3 protein-coding genes are annotated in these 3,724 nt (G+C 44.3%); 1 reads left to right on the top strand and 2 read right to left on the bottom strand.

Annotated features, from left to right (window positions below):
• Positions 1-220: 220 nt before the first annotated feature.
• Positions 221-703: a flavin reductase family protein gene (locus tag ACUVJL_RS13720; RefSeq protein ID WP_445246353.1), complete on the bottom strand. Its 483-nt coding sequence runs from the start codon at positions 701-703 to the stop codon at positions 221-223.
• Positions 704-1,047: 344 nt separating this feature from the next.
• Between ACUVJL_RS13720 and ACUVJL_RS13725 the strand changes: the two genes are divergently transcribed.
• Entirely contained in the window at positions 1,048-2,250 is a 1,203-nt protein-coding gene (locus ACUVJL_RS13725) for a glycosyltransferase family 87 protein (RefSeq protein ID WP_445246354.1), read from the top strand.
• 277 nt (positions 2,251-2,527) lie between these two features.
• Here the strand turns inward: ACUVJL_RS13725 and ACUVJL_RS13730 are convergent, their stop codons facing one another.
• Positions 2,528-3,367 carry a dienelactone hydrolase family protein gene (locus tag ACUVJL_RS13730; protein WP_445246355.1) on the bottom strand — a complete coding sequence of 280 codons (840 nt, stop codon included), beginning with the start codon at positions 3,365-3,367 and terminating at the stop codon, positions 2,528-2,530.
• Positions 3,368-3,724 lie beyond the last annotated feature (357 nt).

Consider the following 3,724-nt stretch of genomic DNA (forward strand, 5'->3'; position numbering starts at 1 on the left):
CCTACTTGATCGAGCGATCGCCCACTTATCGGTACGATCGCCCACTTGTCGGTTCGATCGCCTGATTGAGCTGGCGATCGCCTGCTTGACGGTACGAGCGCTACACCAACTCTTTTAAGATACAAGGGGCGGGTTCACCAACAATACCTGCCAATAATTGACCATCTCAGATACCCGCCCCGACCGGGATATTATGGTTAATCGCTCGGACATGATATCATTAGCCGCCGTAATTCCAACCGGTGCTTTCTAGCAGCAACGGATTGCCTTCTCGGTGGACGCCTGCAGCCACAACTTCTCCCACATAAACCGTGTGATCCCCGTGTTCCACAGCACCGACAACTTTGCACTCGACGTAACCCAGAGAGTCCGAGATAATCGGACAACCAGTTTCCGCCCCGGCATAAAATTCTACATCCTCAAATTTATTGCCAACGCGGCGCTGTTGCTTGAAGAATTTCTGGGCTAACTCTTTCTGTCCCGCTTCTAGGAAACTCAGAGCAAAGACACCGCTAGCTTTGATCATGGCGTGGGATTTGGAGTCTTGCTTGACGCAGTTGACAACTAAGGGAGGGGTAAAGGAAGATTGCATCACCCAGCTAGCGGTGAAACCGTTGACTTCCTCCCCGTCTTTGACACCGCAGATGTACAATCCGTGAGGGATTTTCCGCAAGATGGTTTTTTTAGCTTGTTCGTCTAGCACGGGCTTACCTGTTCGATCGATAATTCTACATCGCTCAGTTTACCTTTTGGAGGGCCCACAACCCAACTGTCTTAAGGGCGATCGCACCGACCCGAATGCTGAGACTGCCAATATTGCTATTTTTGATACCAAATATTCCGCTCCCAGTAATATATATTTTTATTAACTTAAATTAAATTTAATCCATATGACCATAACTAACTATAGAGTTTATCAAAAATTTAGCTGTTAATATTTTAGCCTTTATCTAGTAGATATAACTGTTAATTATAAAAAAATCAGGCATCAGTCCTAGACAATGGCTGAGTTCTCACTTATACTTGTACAAACTAGGAGAGAATCTGATGAAAGAATCGTTTAAACGTAACTTTTGTTATGGTCTGGTAGCACTCAGTACGCTATCTCTAATTCTTTTCGGAATAATTGGCATTGGCAGAGGAGATAGTGAACTGAATTTTGACGGTGCTGTCCTTTATGCTGCTGGACGCGCTTGGCTGATGGGTTTAAATCCCTACAACCACGATTTCCTCGTTCAAAGTGTAGCAGGAATAAAGGAAATTGACGGTCTGGAAAGTGCTGCTTTCTCTTATCCTCCCCAATCGGCACCACTGTGTATGTTGGCCGGTCTTTTCGATTACTCAGTTGCCAAGTTCCTCTGGCTAGGACTCAACTTGCTGTCAATTGCAGCTATTATTTTCATGACAGTTCGTACTGTCAATCAACATCAAAAAAATAGTGAAAATCACCTGGGCGGTTGGATCCTGGCTGCGATGATTATCGGCAACCCATTCACTGCCCACGTTGTGTGGATGGGTCAAACTTCTTTGATGGCTTTTGCTCCCACAATGGCTGCTTGGTTCTTCAGCCAACGGCAAAAATTTGTATGGGCAGGAATCTGTTTAGGTATAGCCAGTTTTAAGCCACAACTATGCTTATTGCTCGGTATTTGGTTTTTGCTAGAACGGAACTGGAAAATATTAGCTGTAGCCTTCGCAACGGTTACAATAATGAGCGCTTACCCATTGGTGCTGTACGGTGGGCCCGTTGCGATGCTGGCAGCGTGGCATCAAGGAATTAAATACGGCTATAGCTCTTTGCCTTTCAATCAACCGGGGAATAAAGATATAATGGGCATGGAAAGTCTTTTCGCTTCTTTCGGCTTGAAGATACCGGCTATCAAGATTATGGCAGTAATTTTACCGATTCTGCTGTGGGTGTTCCGTAATAGAATTAATCGAGAAGATGTCTTTGCTGTGCTGATGGGTATATCCTTCACGTTTCTCGGATATAATCACTCTTACGATTATGTAGGTTTGTTCCCGCTTCTGACATCGCTGTGGCTGTATTGCAGCAATAACCGCAATACTTTGCTCAGCAGTATTGCTTTAGTTTTTCTGCTCTTTTTCCCGAGACGGGTATTTGACGCATCGAATCTGCCTTTTTTGATTCACTGGAGAACAATTGTCGTTTTGATGCTGTTAGTTAGTATTGTTGCATTGAGCATGAAAGCTAAATCCAGTCAAGGATTCCAGCAAGAAATCGCTTGATTTTCGCAGAGTTGCCAGTGGCAGAAATTATCATAAGACGCGCTGGCCTGATAAACCCGGTTTATACCAAAAAATCCTGGTTGGGTGACTACACCTCTAGGAAGAAACCGGGTTTATGAATCTCTGCCTCCAAGACTTAGGCAAAAAGTAATTTGACGCACTACTTATAGCGGTAAGGTACGCATTGCGCACCCTGCACAATTAGGTTATGCGTCCAGGACTGAACTCAAAACTCCTCGAGGGGCCAAGGGTGGCGAAGAACGAAGAAATCTCAAAACTATTGTGCAACTCCGTGCTTCTTAAACCAATCTTGCAACTGTTTCCAAGCATCCTCAGCTTCTTTTTCCCGGTAAGTGGGGCGATAGTCGGCGTTAAAACCGTGCGGCGTATCTGGATAAAGCACAATTTCGGAACCGCTGCTGCCAGTTTTGAGAACTTCCCGCATTTTCTCGACTGTATCGTTGGGAATTGACTCGTCTTTGCCGCCGTAAAGCCCCAATACAGGCACTTTCAAAGTTGCTGCAATGTCGATCGGGTGTTTGGGAGTTAAAGCCGTAGAATTGCCAACCAACCGCCCGTACCAAGCCACTCCTGCTTTGACTTTCGGGTTGTGGGAAGAGTACAGCCAAACCATTCTGCCACCCCAGCAAAATCCTGTAATTCCCAACTTATTAATATTGCCTTTTGCTGACTTTTGTGCCCAATCTACAGTAGCATCTAAATCGGACATAGCTTGAGCGTCAGGAACTTTCGAGACAACTTTACTAATAATTTCTTGAATGTCGGTGATTTTAGAAACATCACCTTGACGGGCAAACATTTCTGGGGCGATCGCTAAATAACCTAATTTGGCAAAACGGCGGCAAATATCTTGAATGTGTGCGTGAACTCCGAAGATTTCTTGAATTACTAAAATTACTGGAAAATTGCTGCCGCTGGCTGGCATTGCTCTGTAGGCTGGAATTGAGCCATCTTTTACGGGAATTTTTACCTCACCTGCTATTAAACCAGCAGCATCCGTATTGATAACGGCAGCAGCAATAGGATGAGCTGCTAAGGCAAATCCGGCGCTTAATGCGGTGACAGTAATAAATTGTCGGCGAGTTAAATCTTTCATGGGGCAGAAGGAAAAAGTAAGAAGGAAGGAAGGAAAAAAAGGCGGGTTTTGTAGGGAGATGGTGGGCAGTATATCTAATATTGCTTGCTAAACCCGCCCCTACAAGATTAATTTTATCAGATTTAGATTGAATTCTGAATTCTGAATAATTAGCTAAGTAGATAATGAAAAAAAATATAGTATTTTGTAGGGGGTCAGTTTAGCTAAGAATCACTCCTATAGAACCCATTTGACATCTAAGAAGAGGGTGCAAGCCTTCTAATCATCAGCCTAATAAAACAAAGGTTGAGCTTGGCAGTCGCCGCTGTCAAACTTCTCTCAAAGTTCTTCACCAAAATTTTACATCTTTCCATCCAA

The sequence above is a fragment of the Microcoleus sp. OTE_8_concoct_300 genome (assembly GCF_031383065.1).
In the GTDB taxonomy this organism is placed as follows: domain Bacteria; phylum Cyanobacteriota; class Cyanobacteriia; order Cyanobacteriales; family Microcoleaceae; genus Microcoleus.

Coding starts and splice junctions, on each gene's coding strand:
- ACUVJL_RS13730 (WP_445246355.1), bottom strand. CDS start 3,367: ATGAAAGATTTAACTCGCCGACAATTTATTACTGTCACCGCATTAAGC.
- ACUVJL_RS13725 (WP_445246354.1), top strand. CDS start 1,048: ATGAAAGAATCGTTTAAACGTAACTTTTGTTATGGTCTGGTAGCACTC.